The organism is Cellulomonas sp. P4_H4, from assembly GCF_056400865.1.
Genome location: NZ_JBFUKL010000001.1, coordinates 53755 through 72938 on the forward strand (window position 1 = coordinate 53755; position 19184 = coordinate 72938).

The window sequence follows — 19184 nt, forward strand, 5'->3', positions numbered from 1 at the left end:
GGAGCATCACCCATGGCGAGAACTCTCTCGCTCACCGCGGTTGCCGTTCTGGCCACCGCCTCGCTCACTGCGTGCTCGGCCATCGGGAGCGACGACGAGCCGTCGGCGTCCGGCGGCGGCACCGTCACGCTCGTCACGCACGACTCGTTCGTGCTGTCCGACGGGCTGCTGGACACGTTCACTCAGGAGACGGGCCTGACGGTCAAGATCGTCCAGCCCGGTGACGCCGGCACGCTGGTCAACCAGCTCGTGCTGACCAAGGACGCACCGCTGGGCGACCTGGTCTACGGCGTCGACAACTCGTTCGCGTCGCGGGCGATCGACGAGGGCGTCGTGCAGTCGTACGTCTCCTCGGCGCCGGCCGCCGCGGACGCCGAGGAGTACGCGGTCGAGGGCTCCGACGCGCTGACCGCGATCGACAAGGGCGACGTCTGCATCAACGTGGACCACACCTGGTTCACCGACCACGGGCAGGCCGAGCCGGTCACGCTCGAGGACCTCACCAAGCCTGAGTACAAGGACCTGACGGTCGTGCCCAACGCGGTGACCTCCTCTCCCGGGCTGGCGTTCCTGCTCGCCACGGTCGGCGCGTTCGGCGAGGACGGGTGGGAGTCGTACTGGGCCTCGCTGAAGAGCAACGGCGTGCAGATCGCCGAGGGGTGGTCGGACGCGTACGAGACCGACTTCTCCGGTGGTGGAGGCGGTGGCCCGCGCCCGATCGTCCTGTCCTACTCGTCGTCGCCGCCGTTCACCGTTCCCGAGGGTGGCAGTGAGCCGACGACCGGCGCGCTGCTCGACACGTGCTTCCGGCAGGTCGAGTACGCGGGCGTGCTGACGGGCGCGGCCAACCCGACCGGCGCCGAGAAGCTGCTGGACTTCCTGCTGTCCGACGAGGTCCAGGCCGACATCCCCGGGTCGATGTACATGTACCCCGTGAGCACGGCGGTCGACCTGCCCGAGGAGTGGGCGTCATGGGCGCCGCTCGCCGACGACCCGTTCTTCGTGTCGCCCGCGGACATCACGAAGAACCGCGAGGCCTGGCTCGAGCAGTGGTCAGCCACGGTGATCGGCTAGTGCCGTGACGACGACGCTCGCCCGACCCACGACGACCCCATCACAAGTGTCGTCGGGGCGGGCGCGCGTCGTCGCGTTCTGGACGGTGGCCGTCCTCGTCCCGCTGCTGTTCCTCGGCATCTTCTTCGCGTGGCCGGTCGCAGTGATGATCGGGAAGGGTTTCGTCGTCGACGGGCAGGTGGACCTGTCCGGGTTCGCCGACGTGTTCTCCCGCCCGCGGACCTGGCGCATCATCGGGCTCACGATCGCCCAGGCCACCCTCGGGACCGTGATCTCCGTGCTCCTGGGCGTGCCGGGCGCGTACGTGCTCTTCCGGCACACGTTCCGGGGGCGCTCCGTCGTGCGGGCCCTGGTCACCGTGCCGTTCGTGCTGCCGACCGTCGTGGTCGGCGTCGCGTTCCGGTCGCTCCTCGTCGACGGTGGGCCGCTCGGGTTCCTGCAGCTCGACGGCACCTTCGCGGCCATCGTCGCGGCCCTGGTCTTCTTCAACTACGCCGTCGTGGTGCGCGCGGTCGGTGGGCTGTGGGAACGGCTCGACCCGCGAGCCGAGCAGGCCGCCCGTGCCCTGGGTGCCTCGCCGTGGAAGGCGTTCCGTACCGTGACGCTCCCGTCGCTGACGCCCGCGATCGCGTCCGCGGCCTCGCTCGCGTTCCTGTTCTGCGCGACCGCGTTCGGCACGGTCCTCGTCCTGGGTGGTCTGCAGTTCGGGACGATCGAGACCGAGATCTGGATCCAGACCACGCAGTTCCTCGACCTGCGCGCCGCCGCGGTCCTGTCGGTCGTGCAGCTCGTCGTCGTCGCCGGGGTTCTCGTGGTGGCGGGGCGGGCCAGGTCGCGACGAGAGCGTGCGCTGGCCCTCTCGGAGCCGTCCCTGTCCGTACGGACGCTCACGTGGCGCCGCCCGTCCGGGACGCCACCCGGGGACGGGCACGCTCTCTCGCTGGCGGCGGCAGTGGTGACGGCCGTCGTCGTGGTCCTCATCGCGACGCCCCTGGTCAACCTCGTCGTCCGGTCGCTGCACACGCCGCGGGGCTGGAGCCTCGACAACTACACCGCGCTGGGGACCACGGGCGGCTCGCTGACCGTGACCGTCTGGCAGGCCGCGCTCAACTCGCTGCGGATCGCGGTCGATGCCACGACGATCGCGCTCGTGGTTGGCGGGCTGGTCGCGCTCGTCGTGTCGCGACGACCACGGCGCCCGGTCGGACGGCGCGCGGTCGCGGGCCTCGACGCGTTGTTCATGCTCCCGCTCGGGGTGTCAGCGGTGACCGTCGGGTTCGGGTTCCTGCTGTCGATGCACCACCCGTTCGGGCTGCCGGTCGACCTGCGGACCAGCCCGCTGCTGGTGCCGATCGCGCAGGCGGTCGTCGCGGTCCCGCTCGTCGTGCGCACCGTGCTGCCCGTCCTGCGCGCGATCGACCCGCGGTTGCGCGAGGCCGCGGCCACCCTCGGCGCCTCGCCGTTCCGGGTGCTCCGCACGGTCGACCTCTCGTTGGCCCTGCGGTCGTTCGGGCTGGCGGTCGGGTTCGCGTTCGCGGCGTCGCTCGGGGAGTTCGGCGCCACCTCGTTCCTCGCCCGGCCCGACAGGCCGACCTTGCCCGTGGTGATCTTCCGGCTGATCGGCCGGCCCGGGCCCGACAACTACGGCATGGCGCTCGCGGCTTCGGTGGTGCTGGCCCTGCTGACCACGCTCATCGTCGCGACCTGCGAGAAGCTGCGGACCGCCGGATCCGGAGGTGAGTGGTGACTGCGCTCGTATCCCCTCAGGCCCTGACCATCGACGACGTGGTGGTGACCTACCCGGGCGCACCGGGCGCGGCCGTCGACCACGTGTCCCTGTCGATCGCCGCCGGTGAGGTCGTCGCGCTCCTCGGTCCCTCCGGCTGCGGCAAGTCGTCGCTGCTGCGTGCGGTCGCGGGCCTCGAGCCGCTCGCCGCCGGCTCGGTGCGCTGGGACGGGACCTCGCTGGCCGACGTTCCCGTGCACCGGCGAGGGTTCGGGCTGATGTTCCAGGACGGCCAGCTGTTCGCGCACCGCTCGGTCGCGGGGAACGTGGCGTACGGACTGCCGCGAGGGACCCCTGTCGACGACCTGCTCGAGCTCGTCGGCCTGGTGGGCTACGGGTCGCGCGCGATCGCCACCCTGTCCGGCGGCGAACGCCAGCGCGTCGCCCTGGCCCGGGCGCTGGCCCCGCGGCCACGCCTCCTGCTCCTCGACGAGCCGCTGTCCGCACTCGACCGCACCCTGCGCGAGCGGCTCGCGGTCGACCTGCGCGCGGCCCTCGTCGCGACCGGCACCACCGCGCTGTTCGTCACGCACGACCACGACGAGGCGTTCGCGGTCGCCGACCGCGTCGGCGTCATGGCGGACGGCCGCCTGCTGCAGGTCGCGGAGCCGTCCGACCTGTGGCGCGCGCCGGTGTCCCGCGAGGTCGCGTCGTTCCTCGGCTACGAGGCGTTCGTCGCGGCCGGCTCGGAGGCGGCCGCGCCCCTGCGTGACGCGCTCGGGCCGCGCGGCTCGTCGGACTCGACCATCGCCCTCGCCGAGGGCGCGTTCGTCGTCAGCCGTCCCGTCATAGGCCTGTCAGGGGCCGCCGACGGCCGCCCGCCCGTCGCCAAGGGCACGGTCACCGGCGTCGCCTCGCGCCGCGGGCGCTCCGAGGTCCACGTCGAGGTCGAGGGGATCGGCGCGGTCACGGCCCTCGGCCCGGTCGGGGGCCGCTGGACCCCGGGGGACGTGGTCGAGCTCTCGGTGGAGCCGGACGCCCTCGCGGTCCTTCCGCTTTCCCCTCCCGAGATGCCGGACTAACGTCGCTGCTAGAGAGCGAGGTGAGCAGCGATGACGCTGGAGCTCCGTGAGGTCGTGGCGGTCGACATCCCTGTGCCGCTCGCGACCGTGTGGCCGTACCTGCGCGAGCCGCAGCTCGTGCACCGCTGGTTCAGCTGGGACCACGAGGGGCTCGACGCCGAGATCAAGAAGGTGCTGGCCGACCCGGTCGAGGCGCACGACGTCATCGGTGACGCGACGGTCCGCACGCTCACCTGGCCGCACCACGACGTGATGGTCACCGCCCGGTCCACCGTGTCGATGCCCGGGCACACGCGCCTGTCGGTCACGCGGCGGAGCCACCAGGGCGAGGCCATCTACGACGGGGTCCGCGACGAGGTCGACGAGGGCTGGATCGCATACATCCACCAGCTCGCGTTCGCCGTGACGGTCCACCCGGGCGAGGAGCGTCGGACGCTGTCGGTGTTCGGCCTCGACGCGGGTGGCGCGGGCGACCGGCTGCTCCACCACGCGGGCATCGCCGGCATCCGCAGCGTCCCCGTCGGAGGGCACGTGCAGGCCCGGCGGCCCGATGGCACGCTGCTCGGCGGCACGATCGACTACATGACACCCATGCAGTTCGGCCTCCGGCTGCACGGGATCAGCGCCATCTACTTCGTGATCATGGAGACGCCCGCCGCGGCCGCCCCGCCGCACGGGACCGTCAGCGCGATCCTCTCGACGTACGGCCTCGACGACGCCACGTTCGCGGAGGTCCGCGACCGGTGGGACCAGTGGTGGGCGGCGTCGTTGCCCCGGTCCGTCACTACCTCCTGAGGGCAGACGCCCCGATCAGTGCCGCGGCGGTGATCCCGGACGCCGCACGCACGTGGTTGAGAGCGGTCCAGCCCCGGACGTAGTCCGGCCAGGTCGTGCTGCCCTTCGCGAGCGCGTCGTTCATCGGCCCCCATGGCCTACCTGACCGGCTGGCGGATGTCGCTCGCCGCGGACCTGCTGGAGCAGTCCGACGCGACGGTCGCGTCGGTCGCGCGGCAGGTCGGGTACGGGACGCCGTTCGCGTTCAGCGCCGCGTTCAAGCGCGAGCACGGGGTCAGCCCGCAGCAGTACCGCGCACGGCTCGTCGCGACCGCCTGAACCGATCTCCGGCTAGAGCTTGAGCTGCCACTCGCCCGCGCCGCCCGCGGGCCGGAAGCCGAGCGTCACATTGATCGAGAGCATGTAGCTGTTCTCCTCGGCGTTCCACGTGCTGACGCGTCGGACCGAGGGGTACTCCGCCGCGAGACGCTGCAGGTTCGCGGCCTTGACCAGCATGCCGAGCCGCTTTCCGCGGTGCTCCTTGAGCACGAGCGTGTCGTTCTGGTGCACGAACTCCTGCGTGTGCGGGACCGTCATGAACTCGGTGAAGGCTGCGAGCGTGTGCGTCGGCACGTGCTCGGCCGCCAGTACCAGGATCCCGAGCCCACGTTCCTCCAGCTGCTTCTCGGTCACCCGGATCCGCTCGCCGTCCCACACGTCTTCCTCGTAGTCGAGACCGCCGACCGGCGCGTCTGTGCTCATCCGGGTGGCCAGGAGCGCGTACGCATCCAGCCACTCCTCCGGGCAGTGGTCCGCCCACGAGACGATCCGGTAGTCCGGTCCGGCGTGCTCCTGCGCCTCCCGCAGATGACGCTCGACGTACGCCGGGTCGAACGGCAGCTCGAACACCGACCGGCGCGCGACCTGCTCCAGCTCGTACCCCCGCGTGATCGCGAACTGCGTGTTCGGGTCGGTCAGCAGGACCCGGCCCTCCCCGGTCGACGGCTGGAGCGTGTCGGGACCCTGCGGGGGCTCGACGAGCTGGTCCACCGATGCCTGCACGCGGGTGCGCCCTGCGTCCCGCGACAGCTCGATGGCCGCGTCATGGAGCGACGAGCCGAGGCCGCGACCGCGCACCTCGGGCCGGACGCTGACCTCGAGGATCGCCAGGTGCGTGTTGTCCTGGAGCGGCAGGTTCAGCGCCACGACGCCGAGCACGCGAGCAGGGTCCTCGTCGTCGCCCGCGTCGTCGACGGCGACCAGCCGGATCTTGCGGACGTACTTCTGGTCGTGCAGCGAGCCGAGGATCTCGTGTGCCGTGCGGTCGTAGTCGTGCGTGCCCCAGCTGTCGAGGAGTACCGCGTTCGTGGCCTGCACGAACCCGTGCAGCAGCCATGAACCCGGGGAGCTGGTGCTCTCGAGCTCGGGGATCTCGCGGATCGACCACGTCGTCGTCATGTTTCCACCATCCCGCCGGACCAGTCGGGGGTCGAGCCCATATTCGTCGCGTGACCGTTGTCCCTCCTGCCCGAGCAAGAATCTGTCCACGCAGTTCTGTCGGGGCGGCCCGTCGCCCGAGGATCCACCCACCCGCTATCATAAGTTCGGAGAGCCGAACTTTGGAGCCGATGATGTCCAGCCGAACCACGGTCGACGCCCAGCCGGCGCCCGCCCGCGCGCGCGGCAAGTTCGCGTTCCTGCTCGGCCCGGCGTTCGTCGCGGCCATCGCGTACGTCGACCCGGGCAACGTCGCCGCGAACCTCACCGCCGGCGCGCGCTACGGCTACCTGCTGCTGTGGGTGCTCGTCGTCGCCAACGCCATGGCAGTCCTGGTGCAGTACCAGTCCGCGAAGCTCGGCCTGGTCACCGGTCAGTCGCTGCCGGGACTGCTCGGCCAGCGGTTGCGACGAGGACCGCGGCTCGCGTTCTGGGCGCAGGCGGAGCTCGTCGCGGCGGCCACCGACATCGCCGAGGTCGTCGGCGGTGCGATCGCGCTCCAGCTCCTGTTCGGGGTCCCGCTGCCGCTCGGCGGGCTCATCGTCGGCGTCGTCTCCCTGCTCCTGCTCGTCACCCAGAACCGCTACGGGCAGTCCCGGTTCGAGCTCGTGATCGTCGGCCTTCTCGTGGTCATCTCCATCGGGTTCCTCGCCGGCCTGTTCGTCGCGCCGCCCGACGCCCGCGGCGTGCTGTCCGGCCTGGTCCCGCGGTTCGACGGCCCCGGCTCGGTGCTCCTCGCGGCGTCGATGCTCGGCGCGACCGTCATGCCGCACGCGATCTACGTGCACTCGGCCCTCGCGCGCGACCGCCACGGTGCCCGGTCCGACGTCCCGCGCGTGCTGCGGGCGACCCGCTGGGACGTCGGCTTCGCGCTCGCGGTCGCGGGCGTGGTCAACATCGGCCTGCTGCTCCTGGCCGCCTCCGGTCTGCGCGGTGTGGAAGGCACCGACTCGATCCCCGGGGCGTACGACGCGATCGTCGCGGCCCTCGGCATCGGGATCGGCATCGCGTTCGCGATCGGGCTCCTCGCTTCGGGCCTCGCCTCGACCTCGGTCGGTGCGTACGCCGGCGCGACGATCATGGAGGGCCTCCTGCACCGTCGGGTCCCCCTCGTCCTGCGCCGCGCGGTCACCCTGATCCCCGCGTTGCTGCTCCTGGCCCTCGGCGCCGACCCCACCTGGACCCTCGTCGTGTCGCAGGTCGTCCTCTCGTTCGGCATCCCGTTCGCGGTCATCCCCCTGGTCCGCATGACCCGCTCGGCGACGGTGATGGGGCGCTACCGCAACGGTCCCCGCCTGCACGCGGTCCTTCTCCTGGTAGTCGCCCTCGTCGTGATCCTCAACCTGACCCTGCTCGTCCTTCTCGCCCTGGGGGCGTGAGCATCGAGACTCAGCCTGCCGGCAGGTCCAGAGCGGCCAGGCGGGACTCCAGGTGGGTGCGTTCCGTGGGGTTGGTGACCAGGGCCAGCGCCTCACGGTAGGAGGCGGCGGCTGCGGTGGGGTCGCCCGCGCGGACGAGGAGCTCGGCGCGGACGGCCGGGACGCGGTGGTGCCGGGGGAGCGCCACCTCGAGGCCGTCCAGCAGCTCGAGGCCGGCTTCCGGGCCGGAGGCCTCGGCGACCGCCACTGCGCGGGCCAGACGGACGACCGGGCTGCCGGTGAGACGTTCGAGCTGGAGGTAGAGGCCGGCGATCACGTACCAGCGGGTGTCGGCGGCCGTCGGGGCGGTGGCGTGCTCGGCGGCGATGAGGGCCTGGAGCCGGTACTCCTCGGCGAGCCGGGTGACGACGGACGTGTCCGCCGAGGGATCGGCCCCCGACGGGGTCTCGCGAGCGGGGAGCGCCGACGGCAGGGACTCGAGGATCGCGATGCCCTCGGCGATCTCGTCGCGGTGCCAACGGGAGCGGTCCTGGTCCGGCAGCAGGATCAGGGTGCCGTCGGGGGCGATGCGGGTGTCGCGGCGGGAGTGCTGCAGGAGCAGGAGCGCCAGCAGCGCGCGCACGACCGGGCGGGACGGCAGCAGGGAGTCGAGGACGCGCAGGAGCCGGATGGCCTCGTCACCGAGGTCGACGCGCAGGGGAACGTCACCGACACCGGGGTGGTAGCCCGAGGTGAAGGCGAGGTAGACGACCGTCGCGACGACGTCGAGGCGCTCGTCGAGGCGGGCTGCGGGAGGGGTCGCGAACGGGATGCCGGAGGACGCGAGCCGCTTCTTGGCGCGCGTCAGCCGGGCGGCCATGGCGGTCTCCTGGACGAGCAGGAGCCGGGCGATCTCGGTGGTGGTCAGGCCGACGACGAACCGCAGCGTCAGGGCGACGCGGTCGTCGGGCGCGATCGCGGGGTGGCAGCAGGCGAAGATCAGGCGGAGCTGTTCGTCGGCCACGTGCGCGCCGGGGTCGACGACCGCTGCGGAAGCGGCACGCATCTCGTCGTCGACCACCATCAGAGGTTCCTTGCGCCGGTGGACTGCTTCGGAACGGAGCCGGTCCAGGACGCGTCGGCGTGCGGCGGTGAGCAGCCAGGCTCCGGTGTTCATCGGGACCCCGTCGACGGGCCAGTGCCGCGCGGCGGCCTCGAACGCGTCCGAGACGGCGTCCTCCGCCAGGTCCGGTCGCGCGTACTGGCCGATCAGGAGCCCGATCAGGCGCGACCACGACGTGCGCCACGCGTCGGCGAGCGCGGTGGAAGCAGCGTCGGACGCCGCGTCGTCCGGCAGTGCATCCGTCACGCGACCTCCGTGGGCCGGACCTCGAAGGTGCCCACCGGAGGGAGCAGGTCGAGGACCTCGTCGAGGGACGCCGCATCGATCACGGCGAAGGCAGACAGCTCCGAGAGTCCTCCGTCGAAACCCGACGGGTGCACGGCGCTGTCGACGACGAGTGTCGCAGTCTCGGGGGGCGCGAGCGAGACCCCGGAGGGCAACGGCGACCCCAGCGAGAGGACGACGAACCTCACTGGTACGTCTCCCGGTCGGTGGGCCGGATCTCCACGTGCTCGCCGTTCAGCACGAGCGGTCCGACGGCTTCCGTGAGGGCGTCGAGCGAGGTCGCGAAGACCATGTAGTACCCGCCGACCTGCTCGGCCGTCTCGCTGTAAGGCCCGTCGGTGACGGCGAGCCCGCCCCGACCGTCCGGGCGCAGGGACCGCGCACGGGCGGCCGGGGCGAGCGGCGCGCCGCTGCTGATGGGCCAGTCGTTGTCCGCGCAGAGCTTCTGGAACGCGTCGTGCGCGTCCCGCGCCTCGGCGAACTCGGCGAGCGAGAGCGTCGCGGCCCGCTCTTCGGACCGATGCAGGATCACCATGTACTCGGTCATGACAGCACCCTTCGGGAGGAGATGTTGGTGACCGCATGACGGCCGGCGCTGCACCGGATCGACATCACATCTGCGCGATCTCGCGGACCTCGATCGTGTACTCCGGCAGGAGTCGCACGTGCGCGAGCACGGCGTCCAACGACGGCGCGTCGACGAGGTAGTAGCCGCCCAGCTGCTCGGCGGTCTCGGCGAACGGCCCCTCCCAGATCGTGGAGTCGTCGCCCGCCCGCCGCAGGGTCGTCGCGGAGTGCACCGACCGCAGCGCCTCGCTGCCCTCGATGGTCACGCCGTACTGCGCGGCACGCGTCGAGTAGGCGTCGTGCTCGCGGTAGTACTGCGCGATCAGGGCCTCGTCGGCCGCTGCCCAGACCTGCTCGTCCTGGTACAGCAGGACGAGGAACCTCATGGGTGCTGGATGACCGGTCGCAGCTCGGCCCCGCCGCCGTCGGTGAGGAGCAGCTCGCCGGTGAGCTGCGCGAGACCCTGCGGGTCGTCGGTCTCGAAGACGTAGTAGCCGCCGAGGTACTCGGCCGTCTCGCTGTACGGCCCTTCCGTGACGGTGACGGGTCCGCCGTCGACCCGACGGGCGGTGATCGCCGAGCTCGAGAACGCGAGCTCCTCGCCGCCGACCATCTTGTAGCCGCGCTCGGCACAGGCGGTCGCGTAGGCGCCGTGCTCTTCCATGATCCGGTCCTTGACCTCCTGCGACGCCGACTCCCAGAACCCCTCGTCGCCGTACAGCAGCACCATCCATGTTGCGGTCATCGCGGTCTCCTCGAACTCGTCGGCGCACCTACTGTGCCCCGTCGAGGTGATGACGCGCGAGGGTCCGCCGAATCGACAGGCTCACGGATCTTCGGGCGCCTGGGTGTCGGAGCTCGTGCGCGTGCCCGGCGAGCAACCAGCCGAGCATGAGACATGCGGTGGTGACCGGCGGTGGGACGCGGATCGGGCCGGCGGTGGCGCGACGCCTGCTGGCCGGCGGCGGCGAGGTGAGGATCGTCGGCCGACGACGTGAGGTGTTCGCTCGACTCTGAGCGTTATATCGATAGGGCTTGTCAAAGTTCTATCAACGATATATCGTTACGGACATCCGGTGGAGAGCAACACCTCCCGGACGCCGCTGAGCCCGACGCGATCCCCGCGCCAGCCGCGACGCCCTCGGGCCGCAGACGCCGCCCGAGCACCGAACTGTTCAAGGAGAACCACTCATGCGACACCCACACTCACACCCCCAGACATCCAGCCGCTCCCGACGGGGCGACTTTCCCGGAGCCCCCTATGAGGAGGGCTTCGACCCGCGCCGCGGCGGCTACCCGCACGGCGAGCACCCCGGCGGCCCGCGCGGCCACCGCGGGTTCGGTGGCTTCGGCGGCCCGGGCTTCGGCCCCGGTGGTCGCGGCCCCGGCAGGCGTGCCGGTCGCGGTGACATCCGCGCGGCCGTGCTCCTGCTCCTCAAGGAGCAGCCGATGCACGGCTACCAGCTGATCCAGGAGATCGGCGAGCGGTCCGGCGGCCAGTGGCGGCCGAGCCCCGGCGCCATCTACCCGGCGCTCAACCTTCTCGAGGACGAGGGCCTGGTCGCCATCACGGCCGAGTCGGGCCGCAAGCTCGCCCGCCTCACCGAGGCTGGAACGACCTACGTCACCGAGAACGCCGAGCAGCTCGGCAGCCCGTTCGAGGACGCCGCGAGCCGGCCGACCTCGCCGGGACGCAACCTGCGCGGCGCCCTCGAGGCGCTCGCCGGCGCGGCCCAGCAGGTGGCACGCACGGGGACCGACGAGCAGGCCACCCAGGCGCTCGCGGTCCTCGAGCGGTCGCGCCGGGACCTCTACCTGATCCTGGCCGGTGACCCGGTCGCGGACGCCCCGGTCGAGGACGCCTGACCGATCCGCGACGACGGCACTCCGAGACGGGGTGCCGTCGTCGTCATGCCACCGGCTCGGCGTAGGTCCTCGCGTACAGGCGCACCTCGGCGACCGCGAACACGTAGGCGACCGCGACGATCACGGCCAGACCCGCGAGCGACGGGAGCGCGGTGAGCAGCGGCACGAGAGCGACGGCCGTGGCTGCACCAAGGAGCCGGACCCAGGACCACCTCCGCCCGGCCGAGCGCAGGAGCACCGCCGTCCCGACGAGATAGGTGGCGACGCCCCCGCAGAGCACGGCCGCACCGAAGATCCCGAACGGCTCCTCCGACCCGATCTCAGCCATCGCCTCCTCCACGCCGAGAGAGGCCACGACGACGCCGGCGATGAGCACGTAGTGCAGGTAGGTGTACGCGAGCGTCGCGTACTCGGCGCGCGCGACCCCCTGCCTCTCCGCGAGCGCGCGCTCGGCCGAGTTGGCGCACCCCGGGAAGTAGACCCACCACAGCACGAGCGCCAGCGCGACGCAGAGGACGGCGCCGACGATCACCGGCACGCTCACCGGCAGGTGCGAGGCGCCCACGCCGATCGCGACGACGGACTCCCCGAGCGCCAGGATGACGACCAGCCCGTACCGCTCGGCCCAGTGCGACGGCGACTGCAGCCGCCAGTCGCCACCGCGGCCCGTCAGCAGCGTGAGCGCGAGGTCCCAGGCCACCGCGGCGAGCCAGATCCACGTCTGCGCGGGCTCGCCGACGATCGCGCCGACCAGCAGCAGGGCGAACGCCGGCAGCATCGCGACGAGCTGCGTGCGGAGCACCTGCCGCTGCAGGCCCGGGTCGTCGCGGCCCGCGACCAGGTACAGCGACATGTGGACCATGCGCACGATCCCGTACGCGACGACGAACACCACCGGGCCGTCGAGCCCGCCGGGCAGGTCGTGGAAGGCCTCGGGGATGGCCAGGGTGGCGACGAAGATCGTCGCCATCGCGACCGACATCCCGGCCCGGAGCACGCCCTGGTCCGCGGGCGACTGGTTGGCCAGCCAGCTGAACGACGTCCACGTCCACCAGAGCAGGCCGAGGACGATCAGCGCCTGGAGCACGCCGAGAGCGCTGTGCCCCTCGGCCATCAGGTGGCTGACCTGCGTGAACGCGTAGACGTAGACGAGGTCGAAGAACAGCTCGAAGGTCGTGACGCGGTGGCTCGCGTCGGAGGTCCGCAAGCGCAGGGGCACGGCCTTACCTTGCCCTGCTCACCCGTCGCCGGACGAGGGTTTCAGCCGACCGGTAGGTGCGGGACCGCGAACCGGGCATGGACGCCCGGGGAGTAGAGCACCGAGTCGGGCGGACCGACGACGGGGACGCCCGCGGCTGCGACGAGCTCGTCGTCCAGCGAGACGAGCGTGGCCTGACGCAGCGGCCAGGGCTCGTGGTCGTTGGGCACGAACCGGGTCCGCCCCCGGATCACGGTGTGCATCCCCCACCGGGCGGTGAGGAAGTCGGCCAGCGGGTCGCCGACGACCGGTTCCGTCGACGGGCGGACCACGATCCGCGTCGACGGGCGCGTGCCGGTCAGCCGCGTCGACCGGTAGTCGAGGACGTCGTCGTCCCGGCGCACCGACATCCGCGCCCACTGGTACGGCACGTTCATCACGGTCCGCGCGCCGAGCACCGTGAGCGCCCGCGACGCCTCGAGCGACCGGAACAGCACGCCTCGGCGGCCGTGGGCGTCGACCGTGTAGAGCCGGACGTTGATCTCGGGGAAGTCGCCGATGTACGGCAGCGCCGGCCCGGGCACGATGCGGAACCGCGCCATCCAGAACGCGATGAGGCCGACCCACGACGAGCCGTCGAACTCGTCGGGACGAGTCCCGGGCGGGTAGAGGTGCGCGATCTCGTCGGAGGGGACCCGCCAGTGCAGGACGCTCACCCGCTGCCACTCCTGCGACAGGATCACGCGCCCGGTCAGGGGTGGGGCGACGTGCTGGATGGGGTCCACGTCGCCCACCGTACGGGCCGGTGTCAGGCCGGGATCGTCGACGTGTCGATGACGAACCGGTAGCGGACGTCGCTCGCCACGACGCGGTCGTAGGCCGTGTCGACCTCGTCGGCGGTGATCGTCTCGACGAGCGAGGCGATGCCGTGCTGGGCGCAGAAGTCGAGCATCTGCTGCGTCTCGCGGATCCCGCCGATGTTGGACCCGGAGATGGACCGACGCCCGGCGGTGAGCGCGAAGACGCTGAACGACTGGCTGTTCTCGGGCAGGCCGACGAACACGAACGACCCCTGGAACGCGAGCATCCGCAGGTAGGCGTTCATGTCGAGGTCCGCCGAGACCGTGCTGATGATCAGGTCGAACGTCCCCTTCAAGGTGCGGAACGTCTCCGGGTCGGCCGTCGCGTAGTAGTGGTCGGCGCCCAGGGTGCGGCCGTCGGCCTCCTTGGACAGCGACTGGCTGAGCACGGTGACCTCGGCGCCGAGCGCGTGCGCGATCTGGACGCCGATGTGGCCGAGGCCGCCCATGCCGACGATCGCGACCTTGCGGCCCGGTCCCGCGCCCCAGCTCTTGAGCGGCGAGTAGAGCGTGATGCCGGCGCACAGCAGGGGAGCGGCGACGTCCAGCTCGATGCCGTCGGGGATGTGCAGGACGTAATTCTCGTCCACGACGACCTGCGTCGAGTAGCCGCCGTACGTGGGCTCGCCGCTGTACTGGCGGCCGTTGTAGGTGGCGACGTTGCCGCGCTCGCAGAACTGCTCCTCGCCGGAGACGCAGCGTGCGCACTCGCGGCAGGAGTCGACGAAGCAGCCGACGCCGACGCGGTCACCGACGGCGCGCTGGGTGACACCTGAGCCGACGGCCGTGACGACGCCCGCGATCTCGTGGCCGGGGACCATCGGGAAGATGGCCTTGCCCCACTCCTCACGAGCCTGGTGGATGTCCGAGTGGCAGATGCCCGCGTAGGCGATGTCGATCAGGACGTCGTGCTCGCGGAGCTCGCGGCGCTCGATGGTGCCGCGCTCGAACTTCGCCCCGGGGGCAGGAGTGAGCAGGGCGGGAACGGTCAGAGGCACAGCGGTCTCCTCGAATGTGCTGGGGGGAGGACCATCATGCGCCACGCCCGACGCTCCGTCGATCGGAGGGGGCGTCGGGCGGGCCGAACCCTCAGGCGTCCTGCGAGAGACCCACCACGTTGCCGTCTGCGTCGGCGACGGTCGCGATGGTCCGCCCGCCGCCGACCTCGGTGGCGTCCTGCAGCACCTTGCCGCCCGCCGCGACGAGCGCGTCACGCGCGGCGCCCAGGTCGTCGACGGCCCAGTAGTAGACGGGTGCGGTCATGCCCTGCGCGTGACCGTGGGGGTTGAGGCCCAGGTGCTGCCCGGCGACGTCGTAGCCCACGTAGTAGGAGGCGGCATCCACGCTCGGCTCGACACCCAGCAGTGCGCTGTAGAAGGCCTTGCCCGTGTCGAGGTCCGCGACCGGCACCACGACGATCTTCAGTCCGTGCGTCATGTTGATCCCTCTTCCGTGTATCAGGGGCAGGTGCCCGCTCTCCTCCACCTGACGGATCAGCCGGCAGGAGTGTGACGGCCGCGGGAGATCCGTCTCGGGACGGTGTCCGGGGGGGCCGCCGTTCCGCAACGATGGCTGCATGACCACAGCAGTGAACACCGGGGCTCCCATGGTGCTTCGGCTCGCGCAGGGGGCGGGCCGGCGCAGCTGGGGGCCATCGGTGTTCGTGGCGATCGTGGTCGGCGTGTTCCTGCTCCTGACCGCGAGGAGCGCGGGCATCGTGGTCTGGGTCGTCGGCCTGGGCTTCGTCGACATGAGCCCGGGGCTCGGGGTGAACACGGGCACGCTCTCGGCCGCCGCGGTCGTCGCCGGGATCCTGGTCGGGCGTCGCTGGCCGTGGCTCGGGACGCTGCTGTGCCTGCTGCCCTTCGTGACAACGATCTCCACGGGCGTGTTCGTCTGGGGCTGGTGGCTGGGGCTGCTCGCGGTCACGTTCCTCACGTCGCTCGACGGGGTCCGGCGGGCGGTCGTCCCGTTCGTCGCGACGATCCTGGTCGCCGTCTGGTACTGCCAGACGGACGTCGTGGCGTTCCTCCCGATCGGGCCGGTGACGGCCGGCTCGCCGGGCAGCCGCTCCGCCGTCCTGACGGCCTACGTCGTCGTCACCACGATCGTCGTGACGTGCGGCTGGCTGTTCGGGCAGGCGCGGCGGACGTGGGCACGCGGGATCGAGGTCGAGGCTGCCGAGCAGCACGCGTTCGAAGTCGAGTCGCTGGCCGGAGAGCGGGCGAGGCTGGCTCGGGACCTGCACGACGTCGTCGCGCACCACGTCTCGCTCGTCGCTGTCCGGGCGGAGTCGGCGCCGTACGTGCACCCGAGCCTGAACGACGAGGCGCGCGGCGTGCTGGCGGCGATCGCGGCGGACGCCCGCGAGGCCCTGACCGAGCTGCGCCAGGTGCTCGTCGTCCTGCAGCGGACCGACGGGTCGGACCGGGCGCCGCAGCCGACAGCGTGCGACGTCGACGGGCTGGTCGACTCTGCGGTCGCCGCTGGCCAGCCGGTGGTGGTCGTCGGGACCTGGACGGACATCAGCCCGGCCATCGGGTACGTCCTGTACCGGGCGGTCCAGGAGGGGCTGACCAACGCGCGACGGCACGCGCAGGGCGGGACCACTCGCCTGCTGCGGACGCAGAGCGGCGACCGGGTCGGGTTCTCGCTGTCCAACGCCGCCCAGTCCGTCGACGAGCCGGGTCGTGGCCTGATCGGCATGCGCGAACGCGTCGAGTCTCTCGGCGGTTCGCTCGACGCCGACGTGGTCGACGGTCAGTTCGTGCTCGCGGTCTCGCTGCCGACTGCAGGTTCGAGCAGCACTCAGGTGAGCGCATGACGACCGTCGTGGTCGCCGACGACCAGCCAGTCGTGCTGCAGGGCTTCGCCGCGATCATCGGTGCCGCGTCCGACCTCGACGTCGTGGGATCGGTGGGCGACGGGGCCGCGCTGCTCGACCTCGTCGCGACGACGAAGCCCGACGTGGCCGTGGTCGACATCCGGATGCCGGTGCTCGACGGCATCGCGGCGACGGAGCGGATCACGGCCGACCATCCCGGCACGCGCGTCCTGATCCTCACCACCTTCGACCTCGACGAGTACGTCTACGACGCCCTGCGCGCGGGGGCCAGCGGGTTCCTGCTCAAGGACGTCACGGCGGACCGCCTGGTCGAGGCGGTGCGCCTGGTCGCCGACGGGTCGATGCTCCTGGGGCCGACGGTCACGCGTCGGCTGGTCGAGGACTTCGCCACCCGGACGCCTGCCCGGACGCCGGTGAGCGGGATCCTCGACCTGACGCCGCGCGAGCGCGAGGTGCTGCTCGCCGTGGCGCGGGGGCTGTCGAACGGCGAGATCGCTGCCGAGCTGTGGATCGCCGAGCCGACCGTGAAGTCACACGTGTCGGAGGCGCTGCGCAAGCTCGGCTGCCGTGACCGCGTGCAGCTGGTGATCGCCGCCTACGAGTCTGGGCTCGTGGCCTGAGGCGCTGGCCTAAACAGTACGATCGTGCTATTCATGGTCCGTGGGCAAGGGTGACGAGACTCGGCAGGCGGTGCTCGACCAGGCGGTCGAGATCGCCGGGCGCCTGGGCATCGCCGGCCTGACCATCGGGTCGCTCGCCACGGCGACGGGCCTGTCCAAGAGCGGTCTGTACGCGCACTTCCGGTCCCTGGAGGCGTTGCAGCTCGCGGTGCTCGGGCAGGCGCGCGAACGCTTCGTCGAGACCGTCCTGAGGCCGGCGCTCGCGGCCCCGCGGGGCGTGCCGCGCATCCAGGCAGCCTTCGACCACTGGATCCGACTGTCCGACGACGGTGCGGCCGGCTGCCTGTTCGTCTCCGCGTCCACCGAGTTCGACGACCAGCCCGGACCGATCCGCGACCAGCTGGTCCGCGACCATCTCGACCTCGCCGACTCGCTCGCGCAGATGTACCGGTCGGGCGCCAAGGACGGGCAGCTGCGCGACGACGTTGCCCCCGAACAGTTCGCCTACGACCTGCACGGCCTGATGCTGGCGCACTTCCACGCGTGCCGGCTCCTGCACGACCCGGCGGCGGACGAGCGGGCGCGGTTCGCGTTCGAACGCCTGCTGCAGTCGATCGTCTCCTAGAAGGAAGCACTACTCATGACCCAGGCGACTCTGCAGAAAAGCACGATCGTTCGCCCGACGGTTCCCCGCGCGCTCCGCGTGAGCGTCCGCACGCTCGACCGGGTCGCACCTCGGCTCGTCGCGCGGCTCGCCCTGCGGATGTGGTGCACGCCGACCCACGCCAGGCCCGGCGCGTCGGTGCCGGGCTCGACGACGTGGCGGCTGCCCGAGGGGATCGTCGGCGAGACCTGGGGCACCGGGCCGCGCGTCTACCTCGTGCACGGTTGGGGCGGTCACCGCGCGCAGCTCGCCGCCTTCGTCGAGCCGCTCGTCGAGGCCGGCTTCCAGGTGATCACGTACGACGCCCCGAGCCACGGGGACTCCGGCCCGGGTGGGCTGGGTCGCCGCAGGAGCAGCCTGCTCGAGCTCATGCAGGCGATCGACACGGTGATCGAGGCGAACGGTCCCGCCCACGCGATCGTCGGCCACTCGCTGGGCGCTGCCGCGACGGCGCTGGCGGTGCAGGACGGGACCGCGACCGACCGGCTGGTCCTCGTCGCGTCCCCAGCCGTGCCGGTCGAGTACACGCGTGCGTTCGCCTCGGCCCTGGGCTTCCGCGAGAGCACCCGCCAGCGACTGCTGCAGCGCATGGAGACCCTGGCCGAGCGGCCGCTCGCCGAGCTCGACGTGCTCGGTCGCGCAGCGGGCCGCGCCGACCTGCCACCGGTGCTCGTGCTCGCCGACCGCACGGACAAGGAGACCGACGCAACGGACAGCGAGCGGATCGCGGACGTCTGGCCGGAGGCGGAGCTGGTGATGTCCGAGGGCCTCGGCCACCGCCGCATCCTGCGCGACCCGGCCACGATCGCCACGGTGGTCGCCTACCTCTGACGGCGCCCGACGTAGAGCAGGTGTCCGGCCGTGCCGAGGACGGCGGGGTCGTCGGCGGTCGCGACGAGCCGGTCCAGCAGGTCGAGGTAGGCGTCCGGGTGTACCAGGCGCAGCGCCTCGAGCCCATCCTCGACACCGGTGAGGAACCCGTGCGTCGAGGCGAGCGTGACGGTCGAGAACCCGTGCGCCTCGAAGAACGGCCGTACGAGTGCGGGTTGCACGCCGTACGCGTGCGTGAACCGTGCGGGGACAGCGTTGTCGAGCACGCCGTCGTCGAGCAGCCGGTGCAGGAACGCGGGGTCCGCCAGCTGTGCGCGTTCGTCGTCGAGCGACAGGACCCGGCGCACGAGGATGTTGCGCGGCATGAGCGCGACCGCGACGAGCCCACCCGGGCGGGTCACGCGTGCGAGCTCGCGAGCAGCCCGCGCCCGGTCGTCGTCGCTGGTCAGGTGGTAGAACGGGCCGAGCGCGAGGACCGCGTCGAACGCGTCGGCCGGCCACCGCGACAGGTCCCGCGCGTCGACCTCGACAACCTCGCGGACCGTCCCGGGCGGCAGCTTCTCGCGTGCGACGGCCAGCAGGTCGGGCGAGAGGTCGGCCAGCGTGACGTCCCAGCCGAGCTCGGAGAGCCAGACCGAGTACGGCCCCGTTCCGCCGCCGAGGTCGAGGGCGACGCCCGGCTCGCCCAGGTGCGGCTCCAGGAGGCGAGTGGTCAGCACGCGCTCGAGGCACCCCTCGGGCGAGAGCAGCCGATCACGCTCGTGCGGGGTCGTCGCGGCGTAGTACCGCTGGACAGCGTCCATGGCTTCGTCGG

The 19184-nt window shown here is 72.0% G+C and carries 23 protein-coding genes; 11 read left to right on the forward strand and 12 right to left on the reverse strand.

Going from position 1 to position 19184, the window contains the following annotated elements; genetic code table 11:
- Nucleotides 1–12 precede the first annotated feature (12 nt).
- From AC1DPN_RS00290 to AC1DPN_RS00305, 4 genes are read left to right on the forward strand one after another with little or no spacing between them, the layout of a single operon-like run.
- On the forward strand, nucleotides 13–1074 hold the full coding sequence (locus tag AC1DPN_RS00290) for a thiamine ABC transporter substrate-binding protein (protein WP_477082724.1): 1062 nt from the start codon (nucleotides 13–15) through the stop codon (nucleotides 1072–1074).
- 46 nt (nucleotides 1075–1120) lie between these two features.
- Entirely contained in the window at nucleotides 1121–2821 is a 1701-nt protein-coding gene (locus AC1DPN_RS00295) for an ABC transporter permease (protein WP_477083824.1), read from the forward strand.
- Nucleotides 2818–3882: an ABC transporter ATP-binding protein gene (locus AC1DPN_RS00300; RefSeq protein ID WP_477082725.1), complete on the forward strand. Its 1065-nt coding sequence runs from the start codon at nucleotides 2818–2820 to the stop codon at nucleotides 3880–3882. Before AC1DPN_RS00295 ends, AC1DPN_RS00300 begins: the two co-directional genes overlap by 4 nt.
- A 30-nt stretch (nucleotides 3883–3912) precedes the next feature.
- Nucleotides 3913–4677 carry an SRPBCC family protein gene (locus AC1DPN_RS00305; RefSeq protein WP_477082726.1) on the forward strand — a complete coding sequence of 255 codons (765 nt, stop codon included), beginning with the start codon at nucleotides 3913–3915 and terminating at the stop codon, nucleotides 4675–4677.
- Here AC1DPN_RS00305 and AC1DPN_RS00310 read toward each other — a convergent pair.
- Nucleotides 4667–4801 (reverse strand): hypothetical protein, encoded by a 135-nt coding sequence (locus AC1DPN_RS00310; RefSeq protein WP_477082727.1) that lies wholly within the window; start codon nucleotides 4799–4801, stop codon nucleotides 4667–4669. The two genes, AC1DPN_RS00305 and AC1DPN_RS00310, sit on opposite strands and share 11 nt — an antisense overlap.
- Before the next feature lie 8 nt (nucleotides 4802–4809).
- Here AC1DPN_RS00310 and AC1DPN_RS00315 point away from each other — a divergent pair, with 8 nt between their 5' ends.
- On the forward strand, nucleotides 4810–4995 hold the full coding sequence (locus AC1DPN_RS00315) for a helix-turn-helix transcriptional regulator (RefSeq protein WP_477082728.1): 186 nt from the start codon (nucleotides 4810–4812) through the stop codon (nucleotides 4993–4995).
- A 12-nt stretch (nucleotides 4996–5007) separates the two neighbouring features.
- Here the strand turns inward: AC1DPN_RS00315 and AC1DPN_RS00320 are convergent, their stop codons facing one another.
- Complete coding sequence (locus AC1DPN_RS00320) at nucleotides 5008–6114, reverse strand: GNAT family N-acetyltransferase (protein WP_477082729.1); 1107 nt, start codon at nucleotides 6112–6114, stop codon at nucleotides 5008–5010.
- A gap of 173 nt (nucleotides 6115–6287) precedes the next feature.
- Between AC1DPN_RS00320 and AC1DPN_RS00325 the strand changes: the two genes are divergently transcribed.
- The gene (locus tag AC1DPN_RS00325; RefSeq protein ID WP_477082730.1) at nucleotides 6288–7532 is read left to right on the forward strand and encodes an Nramp family divalent metal transporter; all 1245 of its coding nucleotides are present in this window, start codon (nucleotides 6288–6290) and stop codon (nucleotides 7530–7532) included.
- A gap of 10 nt (nucleotides 7533–7542) precedes the next feature.
- On the opposite strand, the gene AC1DPN_RS00330 is transcribed toward AC1DPN_RS00325, so the two are convergent.
- The 5 genes from AC1DPN_RS00330 to AC1DPN_RS00350 form a co-directional block, all read right to left on the reverse strand.
- Nucleotides 7543–8880, reverse strand: a complete 1338-nt coding sequence (locus AC1DPN_RS00330; RefSeq protein ID WP_477082731.1) for an RNA polymerase sigma factor — start codon at nucleotides 8878–8880, stop codon at nucleotides 7543–7545.
- Nucleotides 8877–9107, reverse strand: coding sequence for a YciI family protein (locus AC1DPN_RS00335; RefSeq protein WP_477082732.1), 231 nt, complete (start codon nucleotides 9105–9107; stop codon nucleotides 8877–8879). The genes AC1DPN_RS00330 and AC1DPN_RS00335 overlap by 4 nt, the downstream gene beginning before the upstream one ends.
- Nucleotides 9104–9466: a YciI family protein gene (locus AC1DPN_RS00340; protein ID WP_477082733.1), complete on the reverse strand. Its 363-nt coding sequence runs from the start codon at nucleotides 9464–9466 to the stop codon at nucleotides 9104–9106. The genes AC1DPN_RS00335 and AC1DPN_RS00340 overlap by 4 nt, the downstream gene beginning before the upstream one ends.
- 64 nt (nucleotides 9467–9530) lie before the next feature.
- On the reverse strand, nucleotides 9531–9872 hold the full coding sequence (locus AC1DPN_RS00345) for a YciI family protein (protein ID WP_477082734.1): 342 nt from the start codon (nucleotides 9870–9872) through the stop codon (nucleotides 9531–9533).
- Nucleotides 9869–10231, reverse strand: coding sequence for a YciI family protein (locus tag AC1DPN_RS00350; RefSeq protein ID WP_477082735.1), 363 nt, complete (start codon nucleotides 10229–10231; stop codon nucleotides 9869–9871). The genes AC1DPN_RS00345 and AC1DPN_RS00350 overlap by 4 nt, the downstream gene beginning before the upstream one ends.
- 446 nt (nucleotides 10232–10677) lie before the next feature.
- Between AC1DPN_RS00350 and AC1DPN_RS00355 the strand changes: the two genes are divergently transcribed.
- Nucleotides 10678–11352 carry a PadR family transcriptional regulator gene (locus tag AC1DPN_RS00355; RefSeq protein WP_477082736.1) on the forward strand — a complete coding sequence of 225 codons (675 nt, stop codon included), beginning with the start codon at nucleotides 10678–10680 and terminating at the stop codon, nucleotides 11350–11352.
- Nucleotides 11353–11395: 43 nt separating this feature from the next.
- Here the strand turns inward: AC1DPN_RS00355 and AC1DPN_RS00360 are convergent, their stop codons facing one another.
- The 4 genes from AC1DPN_RS00360 to AC1DPN_RS00375 form a co-directional block, all read right to left on the reverse strand.
- Nucleotides 11396–12571 carry a low temperature requirement protein A gene (locus tag AC1DPN_RS00360; RefSeq protein ID WP_477082737.1) on the reverse strand — a complete coding sequence of 392 codons (1176 nt, stop codon included), beginning with the start codon at nucleotides 12569–12571 and terminating at the stop codon, nucleotides 11396–11398.
- A 41-nt stretch (nucleotides 12572–12612) separates the two neighbouring features.
- Nucleotides 12613–13335, reverse strand: a complete 723-nt coding sequence (locus AC1DPN_RS00365; protein ID WP_477082738.1) for a YqjF family protein — start codon at nucleotides 13333–13335, stop codon at nucleotides 12613–12615.
- Between the two features lie 23 nt (nucleotides 13336–13358).
- Complete coding sequence (locus AC1DPN_RS00370) at nucleotides 13359–14408, reverse strand: NAD(P)-dependent alcohol dehydrogenase (protein WP_477082739.1); 1050 nt, start codon at nucleotides 14406–14408, stop codon at nucleotides 13359–13361.
- A 91-nt stretch (nucleotides 14409–14499) separates the two neighbouring features.
- Nucleotides 14500–14847, reverse strand: a complete 348-nt coding sequence (locus AC1DPN_RS00375; RefSeq protein WP_477082740.1) for a VOC family protein — start codon at nucleotides 14845–14847, stop codon at nucleotides 14500–14502.
- 139 nt (nucleotides 14848–14986) lie between these two features.
- Between AC1DPN_RS00375 and AC1DPN_RS00380 the strand changes: the two genes are divergently transcribed.
- The 4 genes from AC1DPN_RS00380 to AC1DPN_RS00395 are packed head-to-tail and all read left to right on the forward strand — an operon-like array spanning nucleotide 14987 to nucleotide 18370.
- Nucleotides 14987–16234 (forward strand): sensor histidine kinase, encoded by a 1248-nt coding sequence (locus AC1DPN_RS00380; protein WP_477082741.1) that lies wholly within the window; start codon nucleotides 14987–14989, stop codon nucleotides 16232–16234.
- A complete protein-coding gene (locus tag AC1DPN_RS00385; RefSeq protein ID WP_477082742.1) occupies nucleotides 16231–16875 on the forward strand; it encodes a response regulator transcription factor in 645 nt (214 codons plus the stop codon). Before AC1DPN_RS00380 ends, AC1DPN_RS00385 begins: the two co-directional genes overlap by 4 nt.
- A gap of 40 nt (nucleotides 16876–16915) precedes the next feature.
- Complete coding sequence (locus AC1DPN_RS00390) at nucleotides 16916–17500, forward strand: TetR/AcrR family transcriptional regulator (protein WP_477082743.1); 585 nt, start codon at nucleotides 16916–16918, stop codon at nucleotides 17498–17500.
- A 15-nt stretch (nucleotides 17501–17515) separates the two neighbouring features.
- Nucleotides 17516–18370, forward strand: a complete 855-nt coding sequence (locus tag AC1DPN_RS00395) for an alpha/beta fold hydrolase (protein WP_477082744.1) — start codon at nucleotides 17516–17518, stop codon at nucleotides 18368–18370.
- Here AC1DPN_RS00395 and AC1DPN_RS00400 read toward each other — a convergent pair.
- The gene (locus AC1DPN_RS00400; RefSeq protein WP_477082745.1) at nucleotides 18361–19173 is read right to left on the reverse strand and encodes a class I SAM-dependent methyltransferase; all 813 of its coding nucleotides are present in this window, start codon (nucleotides 19171–19173) and stop codon (nucleotides 18361–18363) included. The two genes, AC1DPN_RS00395 and AC1DPN_RS00400, sit on opposite strands and share 10 nt — an antisense overlap.
- Nucleotides 19174–19184: the final 11 nt, after the last annotated feature.

Coding starts and splice junctions, on each gene's coding strand:
- AC1DPN_RS00315 (WP_477082728.1), top strand. CDS start 4,810: ATGGCCTACCTGACCGGCTGGCGGATGTCGCTCGCCGCGGACCTGCTG.
- AC1DPN_RS00350 (WP_477082735.1), bottom strand. CDS start 10,231: ATGACCGCAACATGGATGGTGCTGCTGTACGGCGACGAGGGGTTCTGG.
- AC1DPN_RS00380 (WP_477082741.1), top strand. CDS start 14,987: ATGACCACAGCAGTGAACACCGGGGCTCCCATGGTGCTTCGGCTCGCG.
- AC1DPN_RS00375 (WP_477082740.1), bottom strand. CDS start 14,847: ATGACGCACGGACTGAAGATCGTCGTGGTGCCGGTCGCGGACCTCGAC.
- AC1DPN_RS00310 (WP_477082727.1), bottom strand. CDS start 4,801: ATGAACGACGCGCTCGCGAAGGGCAGCACGACCTGGCCGGACTACGTC.
- AC1DPN_RS00385 (WP_477082742.1), top strand. CDS start 16,231: ATGACGACCGTCGTGGTCGCCGACGACCAGCCAGTCGTGCTGCAGGGC.
- AC1DPN_RS00290 (WP_477082724.1), top strand. CDS start 13: ATGGCGAGAACTCTCTCGCTCACCGCGGTTGCCGTTCTGGCCACCGCC.
- AC1DPN_RS00320 (WP_477082729.1), bottom strand. CDS start 6,114: ATGACGACGACGTGGTCGATCCGCGAGATCCCCGAGCTCGAGAGCACC.
- AC1DPN_RS00395 (WP_477082744.1), top strand. CDS start 17,516: ATGACCCAGGCGACTCTGCAGAAAAGCACGATCGTTCGCCCGACGGTT.
- AC1DPN_RS00305 (WP_477082726.1), top strand. CDS start 3,913: ATGACGCTGGAGCTCCGTGAGGTCGTGGCGGTCGACATCCCTGTGCCG.
- AC1DPN_RS00355 (WP_477082736.1), top strand. CDS start 10,678: ATGCGACACCCACACTCACACCCCCAGACATCCAGCCGCTCCCGACGG.
- AC1DPN_RS00340 (WP_477082733.1), bottom strand. CDS start 9,466: ATGACCGAGTACATGGTGATCCTGCATCGGTCCGAAGAGCGGGCCGCG.
- AC1DPN_RS00345 (WP_477082734.1), bottom strand. CDS start 9,872: ATGAGGTTCCTCGTCCTGCTGTACCAGGACGAGCAGGTCTGGGCAGCG.
- AC1DPN_RS00400 (WP_477082745.1), bottom strand. CDS start 19,173: ATGGACGCTGTCCAGCGGTACTACGCCGCGACGACCCCGCACGAGCGT.
- AC1DPN_RS00325 (WP_477082730.1), top strand. CDS start 6,288: ATGTCCAGCCGAACCACGGTCGACGCCCAGCCGGCGCCCGCCCGCGCG.